Here is a 26,040-nt window from a genome sequence, read left to right on the forward strand (position 1 = left end):
CTTGAGGGAATCAGGGCCTGCGACGACTGATGATGGCCAGGCGAGCAGGGAAGATTCAGTGTGGCATCTTAGGTCTGGGGGGCATTGTGCAATGTCAAACGCGCCAATTTGACGAGGTCATGGCATTTGATATGGCGCAAAGTGGCGGCATTCCGCTCACACAAAATGAACGCATCATTACGCACCTGGGAGCCACATCATGAATGTCTCTGCCAAACCGCTCGTCATGAAAATCTACCGCGCCTACCTGCGCTCCCGCCTGGAACGCTATACGCGCGACTTGCAAGCCATCGCCGAACAGCGCGAGAACGATTTCCAGGCTGAACGCATCCTGCACCAGGCCGTCGTCTCGGTGCGCTCCAAACTGCACTCGCTGTAACCGTGATGCCGTCAGTGCTGCCGGCCGGCCACGGCCCAGCGCTCCACCAGCTCGAACAAGCCTTGCGTCAGCAGGGCCAGCACGGCTGCGGGGATCGCGCCGGCCAGCAGCATGTCGTTGTCATTCAGCGCCAGGCCGATGGTGATGCGCTCGCCATAACCGCCCGCGCCGATGAAGGCGGCGATGGTGGCCGTACCCACGCTCATCACGGCAGCCGTTTTCACGCCCGCCAGCATGACGGGCAAGGCCAGCGGCAAGTCCACGTGCAGCAGGCGGTCGCGCTTGTTCAAGCCCAGCGCCAGCGCCGCCATGCGCAAGCCTTGCGGCACCTGCAGGATGCCCGTGCACGTGTTGCGCACGATGGGCAGCAAGGCATACACGAATAGGGCCACCAGCGCCGGTACGGTGCCGATCATGCCCAGCAAGGGGATCAATATCGCCAGCAGGGCCAGCGACGGCACCGTCTGCAGCACGCCGACGAAGGCCAGCACCGTTTGCCGCAGCGGCGCCGAAAACGCCGCCAGCACGCCCAGCGGAATGCCAATCACGCACGCCAATGCCACCGACAGCAGTACCAGGGTCAGATGCTGGCGCGTCAGGCTCCACAAGTCGTCGCCGATGATTTTATCGAGCAGATTGCTGCGCGCGGCGGCCGGTTTGTTCGCCTGCGTGCCGGACGCCAGCCACTGCCGCGCCACGTCAGAGAAAGTCTTGCCATCGATTTCCACGGCCGCATTCATGGCGATCATGTCGCTCTCGCTGATGCGTCCCTGCAACCGCAGCAAAAGCCTGCCAAGCGGCGGGCAAAAAAAACGCTGCGGCACGTCGAGCCGGTACAGGAGCATGGCGTCGTAGCGGGGAAAATACTGCTGCGTGTCGGCCAGCACGCGCAAGCCGTACTGGCGGATCTTCGCGTCCGTGGAATAAATGTCGATCACGTCCACCTGGCGCTGCGCCAGCGCTTCATAGGCAATGCCGTGATCGAGGCCGCGCGGGCGCTGCGGCAAGCCATAGCGCGCGGCCAGGCCCGGCCAGCCATCGATCCGGCCGATGAATTCATGCGACAGGCCGAATGTCAGGGCCGGATGCTGCGCCAGCTGATCCAGGCTGGCGATGGATTTTTCATCAGCGCGCATGGCCAGCGCATACGTATTGTTAAAGCCCAGCGGCACGGCCACGCCCAGCCCCAGCGCCGCCAGTTCGCGCCGCATCTGCGCCAGATCGATGGCCTTGTCGTGCTTGAGGATTTCGCTGGCGATGGTGCCCATGTATTCGGCATATACGTCGATGCTGCCCGCCTGCAGCGCAGCGAGCACGATGGCCGTGTTGCCCAGGCCTTGGCGGTGCTGCGCCTTGACGTGCGGCGCGGCGCTCTGCTGGAGGATTTCGCCGAGAATATACGATTCCGTGAAGCGCTTCGAGCCCACCTTCAGGGTGCCCCCGTCCAGGGCATGCGCAGGCGCGGCGGCAAAAACAAGCAACAACAGCAGATAAAACAGCAAACAAGCAGCACGCACGCGGCGCTCCAGGACGGATGATCAATCCGGCAAGCTTACCACCGGCGCGCGCCAGACACCGCCATGCACCACGCCCGCGCACGGGTTCAGTCCCAGCGCATACGCCAGGTCGGCCGGGCGCGCGATGCGCCACAGGGCGAAATCGGCACGCTTGCCCACCACCAGGCTGCCCGTCTGGTCCTGCAAGCCCAGCGCGCGCGCCGCGTGGCAGGTAGCACCAGCCAGCGCTTCCTGCGGCGTGAGACGCCACAGGGTGCACGCCATGTTCATCGCCAGCAGCAGGGACGTCATGGGCGACGTGCCCGGGTTGCAATCGGTGGACACGGCCATCGGCACGCCAGCCGCGCGCAATGCCGCGACAGGCGGCGGCTGCGTCTCGCGCAAAAAGTAGTACGCGCCAGGCAGCAGCACGGCCACCGTGCCATGTTGCGCCATGGCGGCGATGCCCTCTTCCGACAGGAATTCCAGGTGGTCGGCCGACAGGCCATCGTAGCGCGCCACCAGCGCCGCACCGCCCAGGTCCGACAGCTGCTCCGCATGCAGCTTGACGGGCAGGCCCAGCGCCCTTGCCGCGTCAAACATGCGCTGCGTTTGCGCCGGCGTAAAGCCGATGCGCTCGCAAAACGCATCGACGGCGTCGACCAGTCCATCGCCAGCCAACTGGGGCAGCATCTGCGCGCACAGCAGCTCGATGTAGGCGTCGGCCTGGCCCGCATACTCGGGCGGCAGCGCGTGCGCGCCGAGGAAGGTGGTGCGCACGGACACGGGCAGCTGTTCCCCTATTCTGCGCGCCACGCGCAGCATCTTCGCCTCGCTGTCCGCGTCGAGACCGTAGCCGGACTTGATCTCCAGGGTGGTCACGCCCTCGGCCAGCAGCGCCAGCACGCGGGGCAGGCTTTGCCGCAGCAATTCATCGTCGCTGGCCGCGCGCGTGGCGCGTACGGTGGACATGATGCCGCCGCCGGCACGGCTGATGTCTTCATAGCTGGCGCCATTCAGGCGCGCCTCGAATTCGTCGCTGCGGTTGCCCGCGTGGACGATGTGCGTATGGCAGTCGATCAGGCCGGGCGTGAGCCAGCAGCCCTGGCCGTCGTGCAGCACGGCGCTACTGGCCGGCAGCTCGTCGCCGGGGCCGAACCACGCGATGCGGCCATCCTTGACGGCAATGGCTGCGTCCAGCAGCTCGCCATAGCCCTGCTCCATGGTGGCCAGGTGGACGTTGTGGATGACCAGATCCCAGTCTTGCATCGCTTTCCCTCCCTAGGTAAACAGGTCGACGCACAAGACGGCCGAACGCTGCAAGGCGTCGAGCCGCCATTCCTGCGCATCGTCGGCGTCCAGCAGCAGCGCGTCATGGCGGGCCAGCGCGAACTGCTGCTCGCCACCGCGCGCCAGCACGTGGCCTTCGCCGGCGACAAACAGCAGAGTCGCCGCGCTGCGCCGCGCCAGCTTGCCCGGCGCCGTGATCTTTTCCAGCTGGTGGCGGCAGCGGTCGCGCCGCGTCATCACATTGAAATCCGTCGTCGTCCCCTTGACCTGCGCAAGCACGGCCGCTTCGCCGGGAAACCACAGCATCGGTTGCGCCGCGCTCAAGGTCACCTTGCGCGTGCCATCGAGCGTCAGCTGCACGCTGTCGCCATCGACCAGCATCAGGCTGCGGTCGATGCCGGGAAAGCTGGAAAACGGCCCGCTGGCCGTGATCGTCGCCAGGCTGATACGCCAGTCAAATTCCATCAGGCCGGCACCGGGCGGCGAAATGGCGATTTCCATCGTGCTGCCGCCGCCGTTTTTCCACGGCGCGGCGCGCAGGCATTCCTGCGGGATGAAGGTCGCCATCAGAGCGCCCTCAGTTGCGCCAGGGTGCGCTGGTAGCCGGCCGCGATGGCGTCCTGCGCCACATGGCGCCCATCGCGCACCTGCCACTGGCCGCCGCACAGCACGTCGCGCACCAGGTTGTCGTTGCCGCAGAAAAGCACACTGCCCAGCACATTTTCGATGGCCACGCCGCACAGGTTCACATGCGTCTCGTCGAGCACCAGCAAGTCGGCGCGGCAGTCCGGCGCCAGGGCACCGAGCTTGCGCCCGGCCGCCTGCGCGCCGCCCTGCAAGGCCGCCTGCCACAGGTAGTCGCCCACATGGCGCTGGTACGGCGTGGCGGCCACATTGCGCTGCTGGCGCTGCAAGCGCTGGCCATATTCGAGCCAGCGCAATTCCTCGACGGGCGACTGCGATACATGGCTGTCGCTGCCAACGCCGAAACGCCCGCCGGCGGCGATGAATTCGGCCAGCGGGAACAGGCCGTCGCCCAGGTTTGCCTCCGTCGTCGGGCACAGGCCCGCCACGGCGCCGCTCGTAGCCATCAGCGCCACTTCATCGGGCTGCACATGCGTGGCATGCACGAGGCACCAGCGCGCATCGACGTCGACCTGGTCGTACAAGTACTGCACCGGACGCCGGCCGCTGTAATCGAGACTCTGGCGCACTTCGCCCTGCTGTTCGGCGATGTGGATGTGGATGGGGCGATCCGCGGGCAGCGCTTGCGCCACTTCGCGGATCTGCGCCACGCCAGCGGCCCGCAGCGAGTGCGGCGCAAAGCCCACCTCCACTTGCCCGCAGCGCTGCGGCGCCAGCGCCTCGACGATGCGCAGCACATCTTGCGCATCGGTGCGGAAGCGCGCCTGCTCCGCTTTCAACGCCTGTTCGCCGAAGCCTGCATGGCTGTACAGCACGGGCAACATGGTCATGCCGATGCCGCTGATGCGTGCCGCGGCCAGCACCCGTTCTGCCGTTTCGGCGGGACGCGCATACAGCACACCGGCCATATCGCGCTGCAGATAGTGGAATTCGCACACCGCCGTGTAGCCATGGCGCAGGCATTCGGCAAACAGCTGCGCGGCGATGCTTTCCATCTGCTCCGGCGTGATGTGGCGCGCGAAGCGGTACATCAGGTCGCGCCAGGTCCAGAAACTGTCCGGCCCATCCCCCGCGACTTCCGTCATGCCGCCCAGCGCCCGCTGGAAGGCATGCGAATGCAGGTTGACCATGCCGGGCAAGACATATTCGGCCACTTCGGCGCCGGCAGGCGGTGCGGCGTTTTCCGCCACCGCCGTCAAATCGCCGGCCGCGTCCCACTCCAGCAGCACGTCGCGGCGCCAGCCTTGCGGCAGCAGCGCGTTGCGCGCGAACAGCCAGCCGCTCAACGCGCCACCCATGCCACGGCCGCTTCCATCATCTGGCGCAGCAGCGGCTGCACTTGCGCCGCCAGGTCGGGCCGGTAGCCAAATGGCGCTGCCTCATCCATGTACAGGCACTGGCACATCTCCAGCTGGATCGCGTGCACGCGGCTTTCCGGCTGGCCGTAATGGCGCGTGATATGGCCGCCCTTGAAGCGGCCGTTCAGCGCCACGGTAAATGCCTCCTGCGCGCGCGCGATATCGACCACGGCGGAGGTCAGACCCGCATCGCAGCTGGCGCCATCGGCCGTGCCGAAGTTCAGGTCGGGCAGCTTGCCGTCAAAGAAGCGCGGCACGCGCGAGGCGATGGAATGGGCATCCCACAGCACCACGGCGCCATGCACGCGCAGCAGACGGTCCAGTTCCGCGCGCAGCTGCGCATGATACGGCGCCCAGTAGCGCTGCAAGCGCTGCCGCACATCCTGCGCATCGGGTTCGCGGCCAGCCAGGTACAGCGGCTCGCGGTGAAAGGTATCGTTGGGCAGCAAGCCCGTCGTATCCTGGCCCGGATACAGATTCGTGTCTTCCTGCGGGCGGTTCAAGTCGATGGTGTAGCGCGACCAGCGCGCCGACAGCACGGATGCATCCATCTCCTGCAAAAAGCCATACAGCTCGCGCAGATGCCAGTCCGTGTCGGCCTTGATCAAGGCCTGCGGCGTCATGCGCGCGGCGATATCGTCCGGTATGTCGGTGCCCACGTGGGGCATCGACACGAGCAGCGGGATGCTGCCTTCGTTGAAGCGAAAATCCATGCTTGTCTCCTTGCTCCCGCTCAGGCATATAGCGGGGCGAACAAATTCTTGCACGTGCTGCTCAACTCACCCTGCAGCACCATCTGCTTGGCCGCTTCGATATCGGGCGCGAAGAAACGGTCGGCGTCGAAGAACGGCACCTTCTGGCGCAGCTGCTGGTGGACATGCTCGAGGTGCGGCGAGGTTTTCAGCGGACGGTGGAAATCGATGCCCTGCGCGGCGGCCAGCAGCTCGATGCCGACGATGACGGCCGTGTTGTGCGCCATGTCGTCCAGGCGGCGCCCGGCGAACGTGGCCATGCTCACATGGTCTTCCTGGTTGGCGGAAGTCGGCAGGCTGTCGACGCTGGCCGGATGGGCAAGCGACTTGTTTTCCGATGCCAGCGCGGCAGCCGTCACGTGGGCGATCATGAAGCCGGAATTGACGCCCGGGTCGCGCACGAGGAAGGGCGGCAGGCCGGACAAGGTGGCGTCGATCAGCAGCGCGATGCGACGCTCGGCCAGCGCACCGATTTCGGAAATCGCCAGCGCCAGGGTGTCGGCGGCAAAGGCCACCGGCTCGGCGTGGAAGTTCCCGCCCGAGACGATTTCCGCCTGTCCGTTGGGACCATCCTGGAAGATCAGCGGATTGTCCGTGACGGCATTGGCTTCGATCAGCAGGGTGCGGCCGACGTTGACGATCAAATCGAGGCAGGCGCCCATGACTTGCGGCTGGCAGCGCAGGCTGTACGGATCCTGCACGCGCTCGTCGCCTTCCAGGTGCGAGGCGCGGATCGCGCTGTGCGCCACCAGCTGGCGGTACATCTGCGCGGCCAGGATCTGGCCCGGCTGCCCGCGCACGGCGTGCACGCGCGCGTCGAACGGCGCATCACTGCCCTTGGCCGCGTCGAGCGACAGCGCGCCCGTGACCATGGCCGCTTCCAGCAGGCGTTCGGCCATGAACAGGCCATGCAGCGCCAGCGCGTTCGACACTTGCGTGCCGTTGATCAGCGCCAGGCCCTCTTTCGCCGCCAGCACCACGGGCGCGATGCCCGCCTGCGCCAGCGCTTCGGGAGCCGCCATCAATTCACCGTTGACGCGCACGTCGCCCACGCCCAGCATGGCCAGCGTCATGTGCGACAGCGGCGCCAGGTCGCCCGAGGCGCCGACGGAACCCTTGGCGGGAATGGCCGGAATGATGCCCGCGTTGTACAGGGCGATCAGGGTATCGACGATCAGCGGGCGCACGCCGGAAAAACCGCGCGCCAAGCTGCCGATCTTCATCAGCATGACCAGGCGCACGACGGCGTCCGACAGCAGTTCTCCCGTGCCGACGGAGTGCGACAGGATCAGGTTGCGCTGCAATTGCTCGAGCTTTTCATCGGGGATGCGCGTCTTGGCGAGCAAGCCGAAACCCGTGTTGATGCCATACGCCGCATCGCCCTTGGCGACGATGGCTTGCACGGCGGCGGCCGACGCTTCGATGACGGGATAGGCCTCGGCGGCGAGGGTCAATTTTGCCGGTGCGGCCCAGACGGCGCGCAGGTCGGCCAGGGTCATCGCGCCAGGTTTTAACGTCCAACTTTTGGAGTGCTGTGTCATAGTCATTCGCGTCTAAGTCTCAAGGAAGCATGGGAAGAATCAGGCCGTTGCGCTTGGCGCAGGCGGCCGCTGTTTCGTAGCCGGCATCGGCATGGCGCATCACGCCAGAGCCGCTGTCGTTGACCAGTACCCTGGCCAGGCGTTTCGCCGCCGCTTCGCTGCCGTCGGCCACGATGACCATGCCCGCATGCTGAGAATACCCCATTCCCACGCCGCCGCCATGGTGCAGCGAAACCCAGGTGGCGCCGCCGGCCGTGTTCAGCATGGCGTTCAGCAGCGGCCAGTCGGAAACGGCGTCCGTGCCGTCCTTCATGCTTTCCGTCTCGCGGTTCGGGCTGGCGACGGAACCCGTATCCAGGTGGTCGCGGCCGATGACGATGGGCGCCTTCAGCTCGCCCGTGCGCACCATCTCGTTGAAGGCCAGGCCGGCGATGTGGCGCTCGCCCAGTCCCAGCCAGCAGATGCGCGCCGGCAGGCCCTGGAAGGCGATGCGCTCGCGCGCCATGTCCAGCCAGTGGTGCACCTGTTTATGGTGCGGGAACAGCTCCTTGATCTTCGCATCCGTTTTGTAGATGTCTTCCGGATCGCCCGACAGGGCCACCCAGCGGAATGGACCGCGGCCCTCGCAGAACTGCGGGCGGATATACGCGGGCACGAAGCCGGGGAAATCAAACGCGTTCTGCACGCCCTGGTCGAAGGCCACCTGGCGGATGTTGTTGCCATAGTCGACGGTGTGCACGCCCATGGCGTGGAAATCGAGCATGGCTTGCACGTGGGCGGCGCAGGAATCGGCGGCGGCCACCGTCAGGCGCGCGTGGCGCTGCGGGTCCTGCTGCGCCGCCTTCCAGTCCGACACGCTCCAGCCGCGCGGCAAGTAACCATTGACCAGGTCATGCGCGGAAGTCTGGTCCGTCACCAGGTCCGGCACCAGGCCGCCCGCTTTCGCGCGGCGCACCAGTTCGGGCAGCACTTCGGCCGCGTTGCCCAAGAGGCCAATGGAAATGGCTTCCTTGCGCTCCGTGTGATATTTCACCAGTTCCAGGGCTTCATCCAGGCTGGCCGCCTGCTTGTCCAGGTAGCGCGTGCGCAAACGGAAATCGATGCTGCTTTGCTGGCATTCGATATTGAGCGACACGGCGCCCGCCATGGTGGCGGCCAGCGGCTGCGCGCCGCCCATGCCGCCCAGACCCGCCGTCAGGATCCAGCGCCCGCCCCAGTCGCCGCCGAAATGCTGGCGGCCCGCTTCGGCGAAGGTTTCATACGTACCCTGCACGATGCCCTGCGTGCCGATATAGATCCAGCTGCCGGCCGTCATCTGGCCGTACATGAACAGGCCCTGGCGATCGAGTTCGTTGAAGTGTTCCCAGTTGGCCCATTTCGGCACCAGGTTGGAATTGGCGATGAGTACGCGCGGCGCATCCGCGTGGGTCTGGAACACGCCCACCGGCTTGCCGGACTGGATCAGCAAGGTCTGGTCGTCTTCCAGCTCGCGCAAGGACGCGAGGATCTGGTCGAAACAGGCCCAGTTGCGGGCCGCGCGGCCGATGCCGCCGTAGACGACCAGGTGCTGCGGATTTTCCGCCACTTCCGGGTCCAGGTTGTTTTGCAACATGCGGTAGGCCGCCTCGGCCTGCCAACTCTTGCAAGCCATGACCGTGCCGCGCGGAGCGCGGATGGTACGGCTGGCATCAAAGCGTGGATCGGTGTCCATTGTGCTGTTCATGCTGTCTCCTCGTAAGGTGCGAGCGGGCGTACTTGGCCCGCTCTGGTGCTACCAGCATAGGTTGTCTATACAACCAAGTCAACAGATTTTTGCAGGCCCAAAGTCGCTATTTTTTCTCGAACACGCGCTTGCCCGCCACCCACGTTTGCAGCACCTGCGTCTTGCCGATGGCCTTGGGTTCGACCTTGAACAGGTCCTGGTCGACGACGACGAAGTCCGCCCACTTTCCCGCTTCCAGGGTGCCGATGACCTTTTCCTGGTGCGCCGCCCAAGCCGCGTCGAGGGTGAAGCAGCGCAGCGCTTCCGTCACCGTCATGGCTTGCTGCGGGTACCAGCCACCGGCAGGGAAGCCTTCGCTATTCTGCCGCGTCACGGCAGCGTGGATGCCCTCGAACGGGTTGGGCGACTCGATGGGAAAATCGGAACCGCAGGCGATGCGCGAGCCCTGCTTGAGGAAGGTGCGCCACGCATACGCGCCCTTGATGCGCTCGTGACCCACGCGCTGCTCCGCCATGTTCTGGTCCGAGGTGGCGTGCGTCGGCTGCATCGACGGCACGATGCCCAGCGCCTTGAAACGGGGGATGTCGGACAACTGCACCACCTGCGCGTGCTCCATGCGGTGGCGCAGGCCCACGCTGCGGTATTGCGCGGTCAAGGCCTGGTAGCCGTCGAGGATCTGGTGATTACCCGCGTCGCCGATGGCGTGCACATTGACCTGGTAGCCGGCGCGCATGGCTTTTCCCATCTTCGCGCGCATGGCAGCGTCAGGGTAGAACAGCAGGCCGCTGGTAGCAGGATCGTCGCTGTACGGCGCCAGCAAGGCCGCGCCGCGGCTGCCCAGGGCACCGTCGGACAGCAGTTTCACGGCGCGCAAGGCGTACATGTCGCGCGCATAGCTGTTCAGGGGGCCGTTTTTCGCCAGCGCGTCGAAGTCGTCCGTCGTATCCGCGATCATGCCGTACACGCGCACCGTCAGCTTGCCGTGGTCCGCGTAATCGCGGAACAGCCGGTCCTGCATCTGGCCGATGCCCGCATCGTGCACGCTGGTCAGGCCCGCTTGCGACAGCTGCGCCAGCGCGCCATCGAGGGCGGCGCGGTTTTCCACGTCGCCCGGCTTGGGCAGCACGGCATCCATCAAGTCCATGGCGCTGTCGACCAGCACACCGGTGGCATTGCCGTCCGCGTCGCGCTCGATCTTGCCGCCCGCCGGATCTTGTGTGGCGCGCGTGATGCCGGCCAGCGCCAGCGCGCGGCTGTTGGCCCAGCCCGCGTGGCCATCGACCCTGCGCAGCCAAACGGGCCGCGCGCTTTCCGCCGCATCGAGTTCGGCTGCCGTGGGAAAGCGCCCCAGCTTCCAGATTTCCTGATTCCAGCCATTGCCGACGACCCAGCTGCGTTCCGGATGTGCACGGGCGAAGTCGCCCACGGCCTGCACGGCGGCCGGCAGCGAGGAGGAACCGTACAGCATCACGCCGCTGGCGATCGTCCCCAGGCCGAACACGTGACCATGCGCGTCGATCAGGCCTGGCAGCACGGTTTTTCCCTGCACGTCGACATGGATGGCGCCCTTGGCCGCCTTGCGTTTCACCTGCGCGGCGCTGCCGACGGCGAGCAGCTTGCCCCCGTCGTCAAACGCCAGCGCCGTGAAACGCACCACCTTGCCGTTCGCGTTGAGCGTGTAGCCGTTGGCATTGTCGATGACGGTATCGGCATGCGCGTGGCCGAGGGCCCCCAGGCAGGCGAGCGTGAGCAGGGTGCGGCGCAGTGGCAAGGTCGGCATTTCCATCTCCAGGTCGTTTAGTCGTTAGCAAAAAGACGAGTGTATAGAAATTGGCAAAATGGTCAATCAGGCAGCGCGGGCGCTCGTACCATCAGCCAGTAATCGCAGCCCGTGACGGCTTCCGCGTAGCGTCCCGCCGCCACGAAGCCCAGGCGGGCATAGAACGGCAGGCTGCGCTCGTTGTAGGTCTCCAGGAAGCACGCGGCGCCAGCAGCATCGACGGCCGCCAGTCCCGGCGCCAGCACGGACGCGCCCAGCCCCTGCCCTTGCGCGGCCGGGGCGATGCCGGCGATCGACAGATACCAGGCATCCTGCAAACCGTGCGGCGCCAGCGCGTGCTCCATGTTCGCGACGATGGCCGTGAAATGCGCGAAGCCCTGCTCCCCCAGCAGCGCGCGCAAGGCGGCTTCGCGCTGCGCATACGCCGCCTGGCGCTGGGCTGCCGGCGTATCCGTCGTCCAGATGGCGGCGCCATTGCCCGCGTCATCCGCCAGATCGACGCGCCCCGCCTGGCGGCCTTCTTCCAGCGCCAGCGCGAAGTAGGCTTCCAGCATGGCCAGCCGCGCCGTTTCATCGGCGCCGCACGCTACCGTGACGGTGCGGTAGAACGGATCGCTGGTCAGGGCGGCGGCCAGGCTGCGGGCGGTGCGGGAAGCTTCGGCGTGGGAAACTGCGATTCTGGACGGGCTGGACATGGTGACTCTTTCTTCTCATTGAACGCCCGGCATCTTAACGCAAGCGCGCAGGCCTTGCGCCCGGTCAATGCCACCAGGGCGCCATGGGCATACCCTGGCATTTTCACGCGAAGCGCGCCATGGCCGGGCAGCATGTCGCGTGACCTTATTTGGCCCCGTCCTCCGGCTTTTGCGCCGGCGCCCTGAACCACTGCTCCGGCGGCACCACATGCGACTCTTTCGGGTCATCGATGTAGTGCGGCGAGGTGATCTGCACGTCGAATTCGTTGAAGACGTCGATGATGTTCTGGTGCAAGCGGTTCAGTACTTCGGCGCGCTGGCGCGGGACTTCGGCGCTGGCGTAGGCGACGAGGCGGTATTGCACGTAGTAATCTTGCAGGGCCAGCTGCATCACGTACGGTTTCGGCGTGGTCGACAGTTCCGTCGTGCGCGAGGCAGCCAGTTCCAGCATGGCGTGCACTTGCCGCCACGGCGTGGCATAGCCGATGGTGACGGTGGAGTCGAGCACGAAGCCGCCGCCTGGCTGGGCGCGCGAATAGTTCTTTGTCGTTTGCGACATCACCCAGGCGTTTGGCAAGGCCACCTCTTCCCCGAGGCCCGTGCGCAGCCGCGTTTCGAACATGCCCACGTCGACCACCGTGCCTTCGCTGTCGCCCACGCGCACATATTCTCCCTTGCGCAGGGCCCGCGTGTACATCAGGATCAGGCCGCTGGCGCCCTGGCCCACGATGCTCGACGCGCCGATCGACACCATCAGGCCCACCAGCACGGACAGTCCCTGGAAGGCGGCCGTGTGCGAGCCGGGCAGATACGGATACGCCATGGCCAGCGCGAACAGCCAGATCACCACGCTGGCGATGCGGCGCGTCGGCAGGGCCGTGTCCTTGTCCAGCCAGCCGATTTGCAATTCGCCGCTTTCCACGCGCTTGAACAGCGAGGCGGCCGTGGCGGCGATCAGGCGCGCGATGGCGAAGATGACGCAGACCAGCACCAGCCCCGGCAAGGCGCCGATGATGGCGTGGAAGACGTCGGCGGCCACGTCGAACAAATAGCCGCTCAGGCTTTCGCCCCACGAACGCGTGTAGGGCAGGCGGCCCAGCACGAAGGCGGCCCACAGATACGTGGCCATCAGGCGCAAGCCCCACAGCACGGCGCTCAGCAGCTGATACGCGAAGGCGATGTAGTGTTCGGCATCGAGCACGCGCACATTCTTCAGGCGCACGTCGCGCAGGCGCGAGGCGAGCAGGATGCCGCTGCGGCGCTTGGCCCAGTGATACAGGCGCGTCAAGCCCATCCACACAAGCCAGAACACGAGGGTGGCGGCCGCGCACACGGCGGCCGCGATCGACAGGTAGCGCCAGCTGCCCTGTTCGCGGTAATCGAGCACGGCCTTGCTCAACTCGCCGGCGGCCGTTTTCGCCACGCTTTCCGTCGTGTCGCCGGCCAGCTGGTTGACGTCGCCAGGCACGACGACGAACAGCTGCACGCCATCGAGCAGCACTTGCGTGCCTTCGGGAATCATCCGCGTGCTCGTCTGCAAGGGGCCATTCTTGGCCAGCACGCCTTCCAGCCGGCGCTGCGCGCCGATGGCCCGCTCATCGGGCGGATAGCCGGCCAGCGCGGCGCGGAAGACAAACACCTTGCGGTTGGCAAACATCAGCGGCGCCGTCCTGGCCGCCGCGGCCTGCGACGGCGCCACGACGGACGCGGCCTCCGCAACGAGCGCCGGCACGCCGTCGTCCGCATGGGCTGCGGGCAGCAGGAAAATGGTCAACAGGCACAACAGGCGGAGCAGCGCGGACATGGCAGAAATGAAAGAGTGACAAGAAGCAGCCATCATGCCATGTAATCCTGGAAACTCAAGCGCCGCTGCTACTCTTCAGCTCGCATCATGAAAAATGATGCCCAGGGTGTGGCGCAAGCCCGAACGCAGGCGCGACACGCCGTGGCGCATGTTGACGCGGTAGCTGCCGCGCGTGCCGTTGACGGGCCGTTGCGCGACAGGAAAGAGCACGGCGTCGCCCTGCGCCAACGGCACCACTTCGGCACGCGACTGCATGCGCGGACGCTGCTCCGTCAGCACGAACTCGCCGCCCGTGAAATCCTCGTGCGGGCGCGACAGCAGCACGGCCAGTTGCAGCGGAAACACGTGCTCGCCATACAGATCCTGGTGCAGGCAATTGTAATCGCCCTCGCGGTAGCGCAGCAGCAAGGGCGTAGGCCGGGTTTGTCCCGCCGCATGGCAGCGCGCGAGAAAATCTCCGTGCGCCACAGGAAAGCGGCTGTCGATGCCCATGCTGGCGTGCCAGCGGTTGGCAATGGCCGCCAGCGGCGGATACAAGGCAGCGCGCAGCTCGGCGACCGGCTGCGGCAGCGGATAGGCCCAATACTGGTACTCGCCCTGGCCAAAACCATGGCGCTGCATCACCACCCTGCTGCGAAAATGCACTGATTCTTCGTACTGGGCAGCCAGCGCCGCGCAGGCATCCGCGGCCAGCAGGGCCGGCACGACGGCACAGCCGTATTGATTCAGCTCATCCTCGATCTGCTGCCAGTCCAGCGCCCTCACCGTTCACCCTCGCGCTCGAGCAGCGCCTGCTTGCGCTCCACGCCCCAGCGGTAGCCGGACAGCGCGCCATCGTTGCGCACCACGCGGTGGCAGGGGATGGCGACGGCCAGGGCATTCGCGGCGCAGGCACCGGCCACGGCGCGCGCGCCTTGCGGGGCGCCGATGCGGCGCGCCAGCTCGGCATAGCTGACCGTGCTGCCGGCGGGAATTTCGCGCAAGGCTTGCCACACGCGCTGCTGGAACACCGTGCCGCGCACGTCGAGCGGCAAGTCCAGGCCCAGGCCCGGCGCTTCGACCAGGCCGACGACTTGCGCCACCGTCAGCTCGTACTCGGGCTCGGCGCCGCGCAGCTCGGCGCGGGGAAAGCGGTCCTGCAAGTCGCGCAGCAGCACTTCCGGGTCGTCATCGATCAAAATCGCGCAGATGCCCTTGTCCGTGCTGGCCACGAGGATGGCGCCCAGCGAGCAGGCGCCGATGGCGAATCGGATCACGGCGCCGTTGCCGCCGGCGCGGAATGCGCCCGGCGTCATGCCCAGCAAGCCTGGCGTGGCGGCATACAGGCGGCCGCTGGAATTGAAGCCGGCCGCGTATAACGTTTCCGTGACATTGCCCGCGCCCTGCAAGCCGGCCTTCAGGCGCTCGCCGCGCCGCGCCGCCGCATATGCTTTCGGCGTGATGCCCGTGTGCGCCTTGAAGACGCGGTGAAAGTGAAAGCGGCTCATGCCGGCGGCCCTGGCAAGGCTGTCCAGGTCGGGCAGCTCGTCGCTGGCGTCGATCAGGCGGCAGATGTCGGCCACGATGGCCGCCTGGCGCTGGGCCAGCGGCGGCAGATTCGGTTTGCAGCGCAGGCAGGGACGAAAGCCGGCCGCCTCCGCCTGCTCGCAACTGGCGTGGAAAGCCACGTTGCGGCGCAAGGCAGGGCGCGCCGCGCAAGATGGCCGGCAATACACGCCCGTCGTGCGCACCGAATAGTAAAAGACGCCATCGGCGTCGGGCGCGCGCCGCTGCAGGGCATCCCAGCGTTCATCGTCAGTCAGGTAAGCGTGTTCCATGGCGAACTCCGTGCAAGTCTATAGTCAATCTCCAGCATAGCCAGCGCCCATGCGCGCCGCACTCCGGCGCTTGCTTTTGAATTCAAAAAAAGGCTGGCGGCAGGCATCGTGCTCGGTGCTAAAATCGGCCATCGCGCCTCCAACCGGCGGCGCGCCCTGCCCGTGCCCCGGAGAAACCGCATTGGACGACCACAATACACAAGAAAATACGCCCATTTTCCAGCGCATCAAGGATTTTCTGCTGGCCGGCATCGCCGCCGGACGCTGGAAGGAAGGCGACGTGATTCCTTCCGAGCAAGCGCTGGTGAAGCAATTCGGCGTCTCGCGCATGACGGTCAACCGCGCCGTGCGCGAACTGACCAGCGAGCAGGTGCTGACGCGGCGCCAGGGATCCGGCACCTATGTGGCGCAGCAAAAGTACCAGGCGACCTTGTTGGAAATCAAGAGTATCGCCGATGAAGTGCGCGCGCGCGGACATATCCACCGCAGCAGCTTGCAATTGCTGGAACGCACCAAGGCGTCCGACCTGCTGGCCAAGCAATTTGGATTGCCGCCGGAACACCCGCTGTTTCATTCGCTGATCGTGCATTTTGAAAACGGCGTGCCGATCCAGGTGGAAGACCGCTGGGTCAATCCCGAGTGCGCGCCCGACTACATGACGCAGGATTTTTCCAGCATCACGCCGAACGAATACCTGATGGCCGCCGCACCCCTGCAAGGCGCCACCTACAGCATCGAAGCGCTGTCGGCGCCGCGCGACATCGCCGAAATGCTGGCCATCGACACCAAACAGCCTTGCCTGGTGCTGCGCCGCCAGACCCGCTCGGGCGGCAAGATCGCCTCGATCGCCACCATGTGGCATCCCGGACACCGCTATCAGTTCGCCGGCAGTTTTAGCTAAGGCTATCGCCTCGATTGAGTAGCACGATTTCGCGCCAACTTTCTCACGAATTCTCACCAAATCGCGAAAAAAACAGCCATTTCGGGGTGAAAAAAATCCCGTTTTGGCCGTTTCTGAAACTAAATACTCCGAGTAAATATTCGATGCTATAGTTGCCGCCAGAAAGCGCCGCAGGCGTTTATTTGAGCGCGCCTCATGTACTGCCAGCCTAGTCCAATCACGCCCCAGAAAGGGATGCATTTGTCGTATTGCAGCCACACGAGTTTCAGCGCACCACGCCCTCGGCGCCCTGCGCTGCGCCGGCTCGCTCATACGATGCTGGCGGCAGGCATGGCGCTTTCGCTGCCGGTGCAGGCGGCGGCGCCCGGCATGGCGCCGGCACTGCTGTGGCCGTATGCTGCCGCCAGTGCCACCGCCCTGGCGGGACTGGCTTGCTGGCAAGCCTGGCGCTTGCGCCAGCAGTTGCGCCGCCAGCCCCAGCCCGCGCATGCCCAGGCCGAACAGGATGCCATGCAAGCCTTGCGCGGCGCCACCATGGCAGGCTGGACTTGGCGGCGCCAGTCCGACCGTCTGCAATTCGCGCCCCAATACCAGGACGTCCTGGGCGACAAGCATGCCCAGCTCGAGCATGCACTGGCCGACTGGCTGGCCGAAGTCCACCGCGATGACCGCGCGCGCCTGAGCCTGGCCTTTCGCCAGCATCTGGACGGCCAGACGCCCGGCACCTTCAATTGCGAATTCCGTTTGCGTCACAGCGACGGCCACTGGCGCTGGCTGCTGGCGCGCGGCGCCGTCCTGTCGCGCGCCTCGGATGGCGCCGCCACGCAGGCCAGCGGCATCGTCTGCGATATCAGCGAGCGCAAGCAGGACGAGCAATCGCGCATGCGCTCGATGCTGGAAGCGGCGCCCGAAGCCATGCTGGTGGCCGACGTCGAGGGCAAGGTGCACTATGCCAACCAGATCGGCGCGCGCTGCTTCGGCTATCCGCTGGCCGAATTGACGGGCATGTCGCTGGAGCAATTGGTACCGGAAAGCACGCCCAGCCAATCCGTGGGCGACCCGCAAGGTAGGCACAGCCTGCCGGGCCGGGTGATGATGGCGCGCCGCCGCGACGGCACGCACTTCCCCGCCAAGGTCAGCCTGTCGCCGCTGCGGATGGCCGGGCAAGTGTTTTCCATCGTCTCGCTGCGCGACATGACGCAGCGGCAACGCGCCGAGGAAGCGCTGCACGCCAGTTCGGAACGCTACCGCCTGATCGTGCAGACGGCCGCCGAAGGCATCTGGATGACGGATGCGAACGGCAAGACCACGTTCGTCAACCCGAAGATGGCGCACATGCTGGGCTACACGGTGCAGGAAATGCTGGGCCGTCCCCTGCTCGACTTCATGGACCGCGACAGCCAGTTGCTGATGCAGCGCCGCCTGGCCAGCCACGGCAGCTTCGCCAGCCAGCCGGACCAGGTCGATTTCCGCTTCTTCCGCAAGGATCAGTCCAGCCTGTGGGGCTTGCTGTCGAGTACCAGCATCCAGTCGGACAATGGCGAACCGGGCGGCACCCTGGCGATGATTACCGACATCACGGAGCGGCGCCAGGCATCGATCGCGCTGTCGAACTCGAGCCAGCGCATGGCGTCCGTGTTCGGCGCCGTGACAAATGGCCTGGTGGTGCAGGACAGCCACGGCCACATATTGGAAAGCAACGCCGCCGCCGAACGCATGCTGGCGGCAAGTCCGGCCGGCAACAGCCTGTGGCAAGCCATCCGCGAAGACGGTTCCGCCTTCGACCAGCGCAGCCATCCCGTGCACATCACCCTGTCGACAGGCGAGGCCATGCGCGACGTGCTGATGGGCGTGCAGCAGCCCGACGGCAGCCTGTCGTGGCTATCCGTGAATACCGAGGCAATCCGCGATGAATACGGCAAGGTGGGCATGGTCGTGGCCAGCCTGACGGACATCACGTATCACAAGCGCAGCGAAAGCGCCTTGCGCGAACTCAATGAACATCTGGAAGAGCGCGTGGCGCAGCGCACGGAGCAGCTGGACCAGGCCAAGCAGGTGGCCGAAGAAGCGAGCCTGGCGAAGGGACAATTCCTGGCCAACATGAGCCATGAAATCCGCACGCCGATGAATGGCGTGATCGGCATGGCGTATCTCGCCCTGAAGACGGACCTGGAACCGCGCCAGCGCGACTACCTGGAAAAAATCCGCTTCGCCGGAGAACACTTGCTGGGCATCATCGACGATATCCTCGACATCTCGAAAATCGAGGCAGGCAAGCTGGAAATCGAGCGCGTCAACTTCAGTTTCGACCATGTGGTGCAAACGCTGATGACGGTGGTCGCGCCACGCGCCGCTGGCAAGAACCTGGAACTGCTGTTCGAGATCGACCCGCAATTGCCCGCCGTGCTGGTGGGCGACCCGCTGCGCCTGGGGCAGGTGCTGATCAACTACGCCAATAACGCCATCAAGTTCAGCGAACAGGGCAGCATTACCGTGAAAGTGCGCAGGGTGGTGGCGGACGCGAAACACTGCCTCGTGCGCTTTGAAGTGTGCGACCACGGCATCGGCCTGTCGCAGGATGAAATGAGCAAGCTCTTCCAGTCCTTCCAGCAGGCCGACACCTCCACCACGCGCGAATATGGCGGCACGGGCCTGGGCCTGGCCATCTGCAAGCAGCTGGCACAGCTGATGGGTGGCGACGTGGGCGTCGACAGCCGTCCCGGCGCCGGCAGCACCTTCTGGTTCACGGCCAACCTGGGCATTTCCGATCAGGCCGCGCCCGCCATGCTTGACAGCATGGTGCAGACGGCGGCCGCCATGCGCGCCAGCGCCGACGCGGCCCTGGTGATGCGCACGCTCAAGCATGCGCGCATCCTGCTGGTGGAAGACAATACGTTCAACCAGCAAGTGGCGCTGGAATTGCTGGAGGAAGCGGGCGCCTCCGTCTGCCTGGCCAACAATGGCGAAGAGGCGCTCGACCTGCTGCGCCAGACGCAGTTCGACTGCGTGCTGATGGACGTGCAGATGCCGCTGATGGATGGCTTGCAGGCAACGCGCCACATCCGCGCCGACCCGCAGCTGGCGCACCTGCGCGTGCTGGCCATGACGGCCACGGCCACCAGCGAAGACCGCGTGCGCTGTCTGGAAGCGGGCATGGACGATTTCATTTCCAAGCCCATCCAGCCGGCCATGATGTACCAGACCATCGCCAGCTGGCTGCCGGCGCACGAAACGCCGCCGCCACCGGCGCGCAGCCGCGCCGCGCCCGCCTTCAAGACCACCCTGGCCGGCGACCCGCAAGTGATCGACCTGTCCATCCTGGCCAAATTGCTGGGCTACAACCCGGAAAAGGTGCGCAAGTTCGCCTTCAAGTTCCTGCAGACCACGCAGGATGGCTTTGGCGACATCGATGCGGCCCTGGCGCGCGGCGACGTGCAGCAGGTGCGCGAACTGGGACACCGCATCAAGTCGTCGGCGCGCACCGTGGGCGCCCTGGGGCTGGCCGAACTGTGCCACAACCTGGAAACCCTGGCGCCGGGCGAACCGGCCGACGAGGCAGAGCGGGCACGGCGCATCGTCACGCGCCTGTGGCCCCTGCTGGAACAGATTACCGAACAAATCATGAATAACACCAGCTTTGCCAATGAAGATTAGCTATCGCCAAATTGGGTTGCGGCAAGGTATCGGCATCGACAGCGATGCATATCAACAGAAAGACATGACGATGAACACTGTATCAAACCAAACAAGCCAGGAACACAACGAAGCAGGCCTGGCGCCATTGCGCGTGCTGCTGCTGGACGACGACGTTTTCATGCTCGACGTGCTCAGCGACATGCTCGAGCAGATGGGCCAGTTCGACATCCGCTGCGAGTCGCACAGCGATCAGGCGCTGGCCACCCTCAAGCAGCACCAGCCCGACCTGCTGATCTGCGACCTGTCCATGCCCGACATCGACGGCATCGAATTCTTGCGCATGGCGGCGGAAAACGGCTTCCGCGGCGGCGTGGTCCTGCTGTCGGGCCTGCATTCGGCCGTACGCCTGGCGGCCGAGCGCCTGGCCATGGCGAATGGCCTGCATATCCTGGGCACCTTCCGCAAGCCGATGGAAAGCGCGGAATTGCAGCTCATGGTGAACTTGCAACTGCAGCACACGGCGCGTCTGGCCAACGTACAAGCCTGATCGAGGGGCCGGCCGGGAGGGCAGGCACGGCGCTGCAGGCCAGCAGGCATGCGGCTTTGCCGCCCTGCGGCCACGCACAGGAGGGATATGCTGGCGATATGCCTCAAGTTTTTCTGCAATAATCGCCACGCTTTGAAAAAATGGGTTATTATTTCAGCCATCCCCGCCTGCATACCTCTGGTCGCACCTTCCAAGACATTGAAGTCGTGCCCATTGTCCCCATCTTCTAACTGCATTCCAGGAAGCATGGATGGCGAACCAGCGTATGGTTAATTCCAGGCATTATTGATCCCACCCTCATTTGAGGAAAATATGAGCGAAAATATCAAACACATTAGCGATGCATCTTTTGAAGCAGACGTCCTGAAATCCGAGTTGCCAGTACTGGTGGACTTCTGGGCAGAATGGTGCGGTCCCTGCAAGGCCATCGCCCCTATCCTGGAAGAAGTGGCCAAGGAATATGCCGGCCGCATCCAGATCGCCAAGATGGACGTGGACGCCAACCAGGCAGTGCCTGCCAAATTCGGCATCCGCGGCATCCCGACCCTGATCCTGTTCAAGGATGGTGTTGCAGCTGCTCAAAAAGTGGGCGCCATGGCCAAGGGCCAGTTGACCGCTTTCGTCGACAGCAACATTTAATGTATGATGGGCAGCGCTGCGCCCGCAGCGCCGCCTGACTGGAACCACCGGGAAGCGGCTTTGCCTCATTCGTGCACAGCCTTCCCGAATAATTAATCAACGCCACGCAGTCCCCTCCCCTACCTTTACATCCCGTCTCGGGACACTCAACACATATGCATTTATCCGAACTAAAGGCCCTACACGTATCCGCCCTGCTTGAGATGGCGATCGGTCTTGACATTGACAACGCAGCCCGCTTGCGCAAACAGGAGCTGATGTTCGCTATCCTGAAAAAACGCGCCAAGTCCGGCGAACAGATTTTTGGCGATGGCGCCCTGGAAGTGCTGCCTGACGGCTTCGGCTTCCTGCGCTCGCCCGACGCCAGCTACATGGCGTCCACCGACGACATTTACATCTCCCCTTCGCAAATCCGCCGCTTCAATCTGCACACCGGCGATTCGATCGAAGGCGAGGTACGGACCCCGAAAGATGGCGAACGCTATTTCGCATTGGTCAAAGTCGACAAGGTCAACGGCGAATCGCCGGAGATGTCGAAACACCGCATCCTGTTTGAAAACCTGACGCCGCTGCACCCGAACGAGCCGCTGCGCCTGGAACGTGAAATGAATGGCCAGGAAAACATCACCGGCCGCATCATCGACCTGATCGCCCCGATCGGCAAAGGCCAGCGCGGCTTGCTGGTGGCATCGCCGAAATCCGGTAAATCCGTGATTCTGCAGCACATCGCCCATGCGATCACGGCAAATCATCCGGACATCACCCTGATCGTGCTGCTGATCGACGAACGTCCGGAAGAAGTTACCGAAATGCAACGTTCGGTCCGCGGCGAAGTCGTCGCCTCGACCTTCGACGAGCCAGCCACGCGCCACGTGCAAGTGGCCGAGATGGTGCTGGAAAAAGCCAAGCGCCTGGTCGAAATGAAAAAAGACGTGGTCATCCTGCTCGACTCGATCACCCGTCTGGCGCGTGCCTACAACACCGTCATCCCTGCCTCGGGCAAGGTGCTGACCGGTGGTGTCGACGCGAATGCGCTGCAACGTCCAAAACGCTTCTTCGGCGCCGCGCGCAATATCGAAGAAGGCGGCTCGCTGACCATCATCGCCACGGCGCTGATCGAAACGGGCTCGCGCATGGATGACGTGATCTTTGAAGAATTCAAGGGTACCGGCAACATGGAAGTGCATCTGGAACGCCGTCTGGCCGAAAAACGCGTCTACCCGGCAATCAACCTGAACAAATCGGGTACCCGCCGCGAAGAACTGCTGATCAAGCCGAACGAGCTGCAAAAAATCTGGATTTTGCGCAAGTTGCTGTACTCGATGGACGAGATCGAGGCGATGGAGTTCATTCTCGACAAGATGAAAGCCACGAAGAACAACGCCGAGTTCTTCGACATGATGCGTAGAGGCGGCTAAAACCTACTGCGCGGCCACATTTTCGATCTCCGTTGCTCACTGTACTAAAGTACAGTTCCGCTACTCAATCGCAACTGTGACCTGCTCGCTACGGTTTTATCTCGCCTCTCACTTAGGTGCAAGCCGCTCATTGAGCGGCTTTTTTATTGCCTGCGGCCGAAAAGCGCTATATAATCGACGGTTGCATTATTTTAAACCCTGGCAAGTGATCGGCAATCGGGTCAAGAAGCTGGACGACCGACGAAGTGCTGTTTGGCTACCAAACTAGAGAGAAGACCATGAAAGTCGATACCCATCCAGAATACCGCGAAGTTGTTTTCCACGATCTGTCGTGCGATTTCAAATTCGTTACCCGCTCGACCATCCAAACCCGCGAAAAAATCACCCACGACGGTAAAGAATACCCACTGGTGAAGATCGAGGTTTCGGCTGAATCGCACCCATTCTTCACGGGCAAGCACAAAATCGTCGATACCGCTGGTCGCGTCGAGAAGTTCCGTCAGAAGTTCGGTTCGGTTGGTTCGAAAACCGCAGTCGCAGCAGGCTAATTTTTGCCGCTCTGCGGCAAAAAAGGGCAGCTTCGGCTACCAAGAAAAAGGCAGCCACGGCTGCCTTTTTTGTCTTTGGCCGCTTTACTTTATACTCGCGCATACCCGACGCCATTCGTCGCGTCTTGCCATTTTTTTCTGATACCGACTATCGATGAAGCCAGTCCGCCTTCCCGCCGCTGCCACACTCGCGCTGCCACGATGGGCCTTGTTTGCGCTCGGCCTGCTGTACATCCTGCCTGGCCTGATCGGCCGCGAACCGTGGAAGAACGATGACGCCGCCAGTTTCGGCATCATGTGGACCATGGCGCATGGCGGCCTGAACGACTGGCTGTGGCCCAACGTGGCCGGCCTGTCGCTGCCCGACGAAGGCCCGCTGGCCTTCTGGCTGGGCGCCATCTTCATCAAGCTGTTCGGCTGGATCGACGGCGACGTCTTTGGCGCGCGCATGTCGACCATCGGCATCTTCGTCGTCAGCACCCTGTCCGTCTGGTACACCGCCTTCAACCTGGGCCGCCGCAACGATGCCCAGCCGCTGCGCCTGGCCTTCGGCGGCCAGCCCGAGCCGGACGATTTCGGCCGCACCCTGGCCGATGCGGCCGTGCTCATCTACCTGGGCTGCCTGGGACTGCTGCAGCACAGCCACGACATCACGGCCGAAGCGCTGTACGTGTCCCTGATGGCCTATTTGCTCTACCGCGCCGTGCGCTACATGGAAGGCCCATCCGTGCGCAATGCGGCCCTGCTGGGCCTGGCGATGGGCGGCCTGACCCTCGCGCGCGGCTGGATCACGCCGGCAGCGCTGAGCATTGCCCTGCTGCTGTGCACCGTCTTCCTGCGCCTGCCGCTGCTGCGCAGCGTGCGCCACCTGGCGCTGGCCATCCTGATCGGCGCCGCGCTGACCCTCGTCTGGCTGCTGCCGGGCGAATGGCTGCAACCGTATGGCCACTCGCCGCTGCACGCGTGGATGGAATGGAATTGCCGCCAGTTCAGCGCCCCGAGCCTGAAAAGCCTGCAGTATTTCTTGCGTGTCGGCATCTGGTTCTTCTGGCCTGCGTGGCCGTTCGCCGCCTGGGCCGTGTATGCCTGGCGCCGCCAGCACCACGTGCTGCACATCGTCGTGCCGCTGACCTTTGTCGCCATGCTGGCCATCCTGGGCCTGTGCCATCCCGATCCCGACCCGAGCCAGCTGCTGCCGCTGCTGCCGCCGCTGGCCGTGATGGCCGCGTTCGGCTTGCTGACCATGAAACGGGGCGCTATCAACGCCATTGACTGGTTCTCCGTGATGGTGCTGACCATTTGCGCCCTTGCGCTGTGGCTGTTCTGGTTCGCCATCCTGACGGGCTGGCCGCCGAAACTGTCGCATAATGCCCTGAAACTCATGCCAGGCTTCAAGCCCGAACTGGACTTGCTGGCCTTTTTCGTGGCCGCCTGCGCCAGCGCGGGCTGGGTGGCGCTGGTGCACTGGCGCATCTCGCGCCAGCCGGCCGTGCTGTGGCGCGCCGTGGTCCTGTCGTCCGGTGGCCTGATCCTGATCTGGGTGCTGATCATGACCTTGTTCCTGCCGCCGTTGAACTACAGCAAGAGCTACGCCAGCGTGGCGCACCAGATTTCCGTCCACCTGCCGCCAGGCAGCAAGTGCATCAACAGCAACGTCGGCGCCGCACAGCGCGCCTCGTTCGCCTACTTCGGCCACTTGCCGTTTGCCAGCGTGGGGCAGCAGCAATGCGATGTGTTCCTGTTGCAAGACAGCATCAAGGTGCCTGACAGCAAGGAACAACTGCCCGAGCACCATGGCGCGGACTGGATCAAGCTGTGGGAGGGGCGCCGTCCCACGGATGACGTTGAACGTTTCCGCCTGTACCAGCGCGTCAGGTAAGCAGCAAAAAACCGGGCCAGCCCCGGTTTTTTTATGTCCGCAAAACAATCACTATCACCAGGAAAAGTGTTGCTTTTAAATATAGTTAATTACCTAAATTGAACTAGAATTGTTTTTTAGATTATAATGATGGCCTGCGCGATGGCGGTGTCTTGCTTTCCCGCCCTATTCGTCCCCCAATTCACTATGAGATTGTCCATGAAATTATTTACTGCCCGTACCTTGCCGCTCATCAGCGCCGCCCTGTTCGCCTTCTCTTTCAGCGCTTCGGCCCAGGCAACCGTGATTGACCTCGGCGTCGCCAATGGCTACTCGGCCTTCATCTTCGGCAACATCGGCAGCAGCGGCGCCAGCGGCTTCACCAGCGTCGGTGGCAGCATCGCCGCCGGCGGCAATATCTATCTGGACAACTACAACGTCGGCACGAACAAAAAGCCAGGCAGCGCGGCCAACGCGATCGTTGCTGGCGGCAACCTGAACACGGGCTGGGGCACCATCGGTGGTTCCGCCGTGTATGGCGTCAGCAATCCCAACGCCACCTTGACAGCGCCACAATGGTTCCCAACCGGCAGCATCAGCAAAGGCAACGCTTCCACCCTGGACTTCGCGGGTACCAAGCAACAACTGACGACCCTGTCGGGCGACGTGGCCAAGCTGCAATCGAACGGCACCGTGCTTTCGCAAAACAATGGCTTCAAGCTGGTGGGCGACATCAACGCCGACGTGAATATTTTCAACATCGATGCGTCGAACCTGCATAACCTGACCCTGGACCTGTCCTCGCTGAAAAGCACGGCCAGCATCATCATCAACGGCACGGCCACCAACATCACCTTGAGCGGCGGCTTCGACAATTTCGGCAGCTTCGCCGACCGCACGCTGCTGAACTTCGCCAATGCCACTACCACCAGCCTGAACAACGTCGGCATCAACGGCAGCATCCTGGCGCCGAACAGCGCGTTTTCCGGTTCGGGCAGCATGAACGGCACCCTGGTCGCCAATTCGGTCAGCTCGATCAATTACGGCCACGTGTCGATGAACGGCTCCGGCTTCAACACGGTCAGCGTGTCGGCCGTGCCGGAACCAGGCACCTACGCCATGCTGCTGGCCGGCCTGGGCTTGCTCGCCTTTGTACGCCGCCGCACGCCAGCGCGCGCACCGCAAGCCGCGATGGCCTGAGCTTTACGCTGAA

The 26,040-nt window shown here is 64.4% G+C and carries 21 protein-coding genes; 9 read left to right on the forward strand and 12 right to left on the reverse strand.

Annotated elements, in window-relative coordinates:
* Positions 1-199: 199 nt before the first annotated feature.
* Positions 200-379 (forward strand): hypothetical protein, encoded by a 180-nt coding sequence (locus JAB1_RS21115; protein WP_034746290.1) that lies wholly within the window; start codon positions 200-202, stop codon positions 377-379.
* A gap of 11 nt (positions 380-390) precedes the next feature.
* Here the strand turns inward: JAB1_RS21115 and JAB1_RS21120 are convergent, their stop codons facing one another.
* The 12 genes from JAB1_RS21120 to ada all read right to left on the reverse strand — a co-directional run bounded on the left by JAB1_RS21120 (position 391) and on the right by ada (position 15,280).
* Positions 391-1,860 carry a glycine betaine ABC transporter substrate-binding protein gene (locus tag JAB1_RS21120; RefSeq protein ID WP_083299879.1) on the reverse strand — a complete coding sequence of 490 codons (1,470 nt, stop codon included), beginning with the start codon at positions 1,858-1,860 and terminating at the stop codon, positions 391-393.
* A gap of 57 nt (positions 1,861-1,917) precedes the next feature.
* Positions 1,918-3,144, reverse strand: a complete 1,227-nt coding sequence (gene hutI / locus JAB1_RS21125; RefSeq protein ID WP_070281643.1) for an imidazolonepropionase — start codon at positions 3,142-3,144, stop codon at positions 1,918-1,920.
* 12 nt (positions 3,145-3,156) lie between these two features.
* On the reverse strand, positions 3,157-3,732 hold the full coding sequence (locus JAB1_RS21130; RefSeq protein ID WP_070281644.1) for a HutD family protein: 576 nt from the start codon (positions 3,730-3,732) through the stop codon (positions 3,157-3,159).
* The gene (locus tag JAB1_RS21135; RefSeq protein WP_070281645.1) at positions 3,732-5,108 is read right to left on the reverse strand and encodes a formimidoylglutamate deiminase; all 1,377 of its coding nucleotides are present in this window, start codon (positions 5,106-5,108) and stop codon (positions 3,732-3,734) included. The genes JAB1_RS21130 and JAB1_RS21135 overlap by 1 nt, the downstream gene beginning before the upstream one ends.
* A complete protein-coding gene (gene hutG, locus JAB1_RS21140) occupies positions 5,093-5,881 on the reverse strand; it encodes an N-formylglutamate deformylase (protein WP_070281646.1) in 789 nt (262 codons plus the stop codon). The genes JAB1_RS21135 and hutG overlap by 16 nt, the downstream gene beginning before the upstream one ends.
* Before the next feature lie 20 nt (positions 5,882-5,901).
* Positions 5,902-7,461 carry a histidine ammonia-lyase gene (gene hutH / locus JAB1_RS21145; protein WP_070281647.1) on the reverse strand — a complete coding sequence of 520 codons (1,560 nt, stop codon included), beginning with the start codon at positions 7,459-7,461 and terminating at the stop codon, positions 5,902-5,904.
* A gap of 19 nt (positions 7,462-7,480) precedes the next feature.
* Positions 7,481-9,184, reverse strand: a complete 1,704-nt coding sequence (gene hutU / locus JAB1_RS21150) for a urocanate hydratase (RefSeq protein ID WP_034780490.1) — start codon at positions 9,182-9,184, stop codon at positions 7,481-7,483.
* 106 nt (positions 9,185-9,290) lie between these two features.
* Positions 9,291-10,964 (reverse strand): amidohydrolase, encoded by a 1,674-nt coding sequence (locus tag JAB1_RS21155; RefSeq protein ID WP_083299880.1) that lies wholly within the window; start codon positions 10,962-10,964, stop codon positions 9,291-9,293.
* Positions 10,965-11,026: 62 nt separating this feature from the next.
* Positions 11,027-11,659, reverse strand: coding sequence for a GNAT family N-acetyltransferase (locus tag JAB1_RS21160; RefSeq protein ID WP_070281649.1), 633 nt, complete (start codon positions 11,657-11,659; stop codon positions 11,027-11,029).
* A gap of 145 nt (positions 11,660-11,804) precedes the next feature.
* Positions 11,805-13,463: a mechanosensitive ion channel domain-containing protein gene (locus JAB1_RS21165; RefSeq protein WP_070281650.1), complete on the reverse strand. Its 1,659-nt coding sequence runs from the start codon at positions 13,461-13,463 to the stop codon at positions 11,805-11,807.
* Between the two features lie 75 nt (positions 13,464-13,538).
* On the reverse strand, positions 13,539-14,228 hold the full coding sequence (locus tag JAB1_RS21170; protein ID WP_070281651.1) for a 2OG-Fe(II) oxygenase: 690 nt from the start codon (positions 14,226-14,228) through the stop codon (positions 13,539-13,541).
* A complete protein-coding gene (ada, locus tag JAB1_RS21175; protein WP_070281652.1) occupies positions 14,225-15,280 on the reverse strand; it encodes a bifunctional DNA-binding transcriptional regulator/O6-methylguanine-DNA methyltransferase Ada in 1,056 nt (351 codons plus the stop codon). The genes JAB1_RS21170 and ada overlap by 4 nt, the downstream gene beginning before the upstream one ends.
* A 181-nt stretch (positions 15,281-15,461) precedes the next feature.
* Here ada and hutC point away from each other — a divergent pair, with 181 nt between their 5' ends.
* The 8 genes from hutC (at position 15,462) to JAB1_RS21215 (ending at position 26,027) form a co-directional block, all read left to right on the forward strand.
* The gene (gene hutC, locus JAB1_RS21180) at positions 15,462-16,181 is read left to right on the forward strand and encodes a histidine utilization repressor (protein ID WP_070254615.1); all 720 of its coding nucleotides are present in this window, start codon (positions 15,462-15,464) and stop codon (positions 16,179-16,181) included.
* A 330-nt stretch (positions 16,182-16,511) separates the two neighbouring features.
* A complete protein-coding gene (locus tag JAB1_RS21185; protein WP_070281653.1) occupies positions 16,512-19,835 on the forward strand; it encodes a PAS domain-containing hybrid sensor histidine kinase/response regulator in 3,324 nt (1,107 codons plus the stop codon).
* Between the two features lie 70 nt (positions 19,836-19,905).
* Entirely contained in the window at positions 19,906-20,364 is a 459-nt protein-coding gene (locus JAB1_RS21190; RefSeq protein ID WP_070281875.1) for a response regulator, read from the forward strand.
* Between the two features lie 312 nt (positions 20,365-20,676).
* Positions 20,677-21,003 carry a thioredoxin TrxA gene (gene trxA, locus JAB1_RS21195; RefSeq protein ID WP_034780502.1) on the forward strand — a complete coding sequence of 109 codons (327 nt, stop codon included), beginning with the start codon at positions 20,677-20,679 and terminating at the stop codon, positions 21,001-21,003.
* A gap of 155 nt (positions 21,004-21,158) precedes the next feature.
* Positions 21,159-22,421 carry a transcription termination factor Rho gene (gene rho, locus JAB1_RS21200; RefSeq protein ID WP_034746249.1) on the forward strand — a complete coding sequence of 421 codons (1,263 nt, stop codon included), beginning with the start codon at positions 21,159-21,161 and terminating at the stop codon, positions 22,419-22,421.
* 278 nt (positions 22,422-22,699) lie between these two features.
* Complete coding sequence (locus JAB1_RS21205) at positions 22,700-22,969, forward strand: type B 50S ribosomal protein L31 (RefSeq protein ID WP_034746247.1); 270 nt, start codon at positions 22,700-22,702, stop codon at positions 22,967-22,969.
* Between the two features lie 154 nt (positions 22,970-23,123).
* Positions 23,124-24,848 carry a glycosyl transferase gene (locus JAB1_RS21210; RefSeq protein ID WP_034780504.1) on the forward strand — a complete coding sequence of 575 codons (1,725 nt, stop codon included), beginning with the start codon at positions 23,124-23,126 and terminating at the stop codon, positions 24,846-24,848.
* Positions 24,849-25,046: 198 nt separating this feature from the next.
* Positions 25,047-26,027: a choice-of-anchor A family protein gene (locus JAB1_RS21215; protein ID WP_070281654.1), complete on the forward strand. Its 981-nt coding sequence runs from the start codon at positions 25,047-25,049 to the stop codon at positions 26,025-26,027.
* Positions 26,028-26,040: the final 13 nt, after the last annotated feature.

This window comes from Janthinobacterium sp. MP5059B, assembly GCF_001758645.1.
GTDB classification, from domain to species: domain Bacteria; phylum Pseudomonadota; class Gammaproteobacteria; order Burkholderiales; family Burkholderiaceae_D; genus Janthinobacterium; species Janthinobacterium lividum.

Excerpts from the sequence above, each read along its gene's own strand:
- JAB1_RS21115 (WP_034746290.1), top strand. The coding sequence starts at position 200 with ATGAATGTCTCTGCCAAACCGCTCGTCATGAAAATCTACCGCGCCTAC.
- hutI (WP_070281643.1), bottom strand. The coding sequence starts at position 3,144 with ATGCAAGACTGGGATCTGGTCATCCACAACGTCCACCTGGCCACCATG.
- JAB1_RS21130 (WP_070281644.1), bottom strand. The coding sequence starts at position 3,732 with ATGGCGACCTTCATCCCGCAGGAATGCCTGCGCGCCGCGCCGTGGAAA.
- JAB1_RS21135 (WP_070281645.1), bottom strand. The coding sequence starts at position 5,108 with ATGGGTGGCGCGTTGAGCGGCTGGCTGTTCGCGCGCAACGCGCTGCTG.
- hutG (WP_070281646.1), bottom strand. The coding sequence starts at position 5,881 with ATGGATTTTCGCTTCAACGAAGGCAGCATCCCGCTGCTCGTGTCGATG.
- hutH (WP_070281647.1), bottom strand. The coding sequence starts at position 7,461 with ATGACACAGCACTCCAAAAGTTGGACGTTAAAACCTGGCGCGATGACC.
- hutU (WP_034780490.1), bottom strand. The coding sequence starts at position 9,184 with ATGAACAGCACAATGGACACCGATCCACGCTTTGATGCCAGCCGTACC.
- JAB1_RS21155 (WP_083299880.1), bottom strand. The coding sequence starts at position 10,964 with ATGCCGACCTTGCCACTGCGCCGCACCCTGCTCACGCTCGCCTGCCTG.
- JAB1_RS21160 (WP_070281649.1), bottom strand. The coding sequence starts at position 11,659 with ATGTCCAGCCCGTCCAGAATCGCAGTTTCCCACGCCGAAGCTTCCCGC.
- JAB1_RS21165 (WP_070281650.1), bottom strand. The coding sequence starts at position 13,463 with ATGTCCGCGCTGCTCCGCCTGTTGTGCCTGTTGACCATTTTCCTGCTG.
- ada (WP_070281652.1), bottom strand. The coding sequence starts at position 15,280 with ATGGAACACGCTTACCTGACTGACGATGAACGCTGGGATGCCCTGCAG.
- JAB1_RS21185 (WP_070281653.1), top strand. The coding sequence starts at position 16,512 with ATGGCGCTTTCGCTGCCGGTGCAGGCGGCGGCGCCCGGCATGGCGCCG.
- JAB1_RS21190 (WP_070281875.1), top strand. The coding sequence starts at position 19,906 with ATGAACACTGTATCAAACCAAACAAGCCAGGAACACAACGAAGCAGGC.
- trxA (WP_034780502.1), top strand. The coding sequence starts at position 20,677 with ATGAGCGAAAATATCAAACACATTAGCGATGCATCTTTTGAAGCAGAC.
- rho (WP_034746249.1), top strand. The coding sequence starts at position 21,159 with ATGCATTTATCCGAACTAAAGGCCCTACACGTATCCGCCCTGCTTGAG.
- JAB1_RS21205 (WP_034746247.1), top strand. The coding sequence starts at position 22,700 with ATGAAAGTCGATACCCATCCAGAATACCGCGAAGTTGTTTTCCACGAT.
- JAB1_RS21210 (WP_034780504.1), top strand. The coding sequence starts at position 23,124 with ATGAAGCCAGTCCGCCTTCCCGCCGCTGCCACACTCGCGCTGCCACGA.
- JAB1_RS21215 (WP_070281654.1), top strand. The coding sequence starts at position 25,047 with ATGAAATTATTTACTGCCCGTACCTTGCCGCTCATCAGCGCCGCCCTG.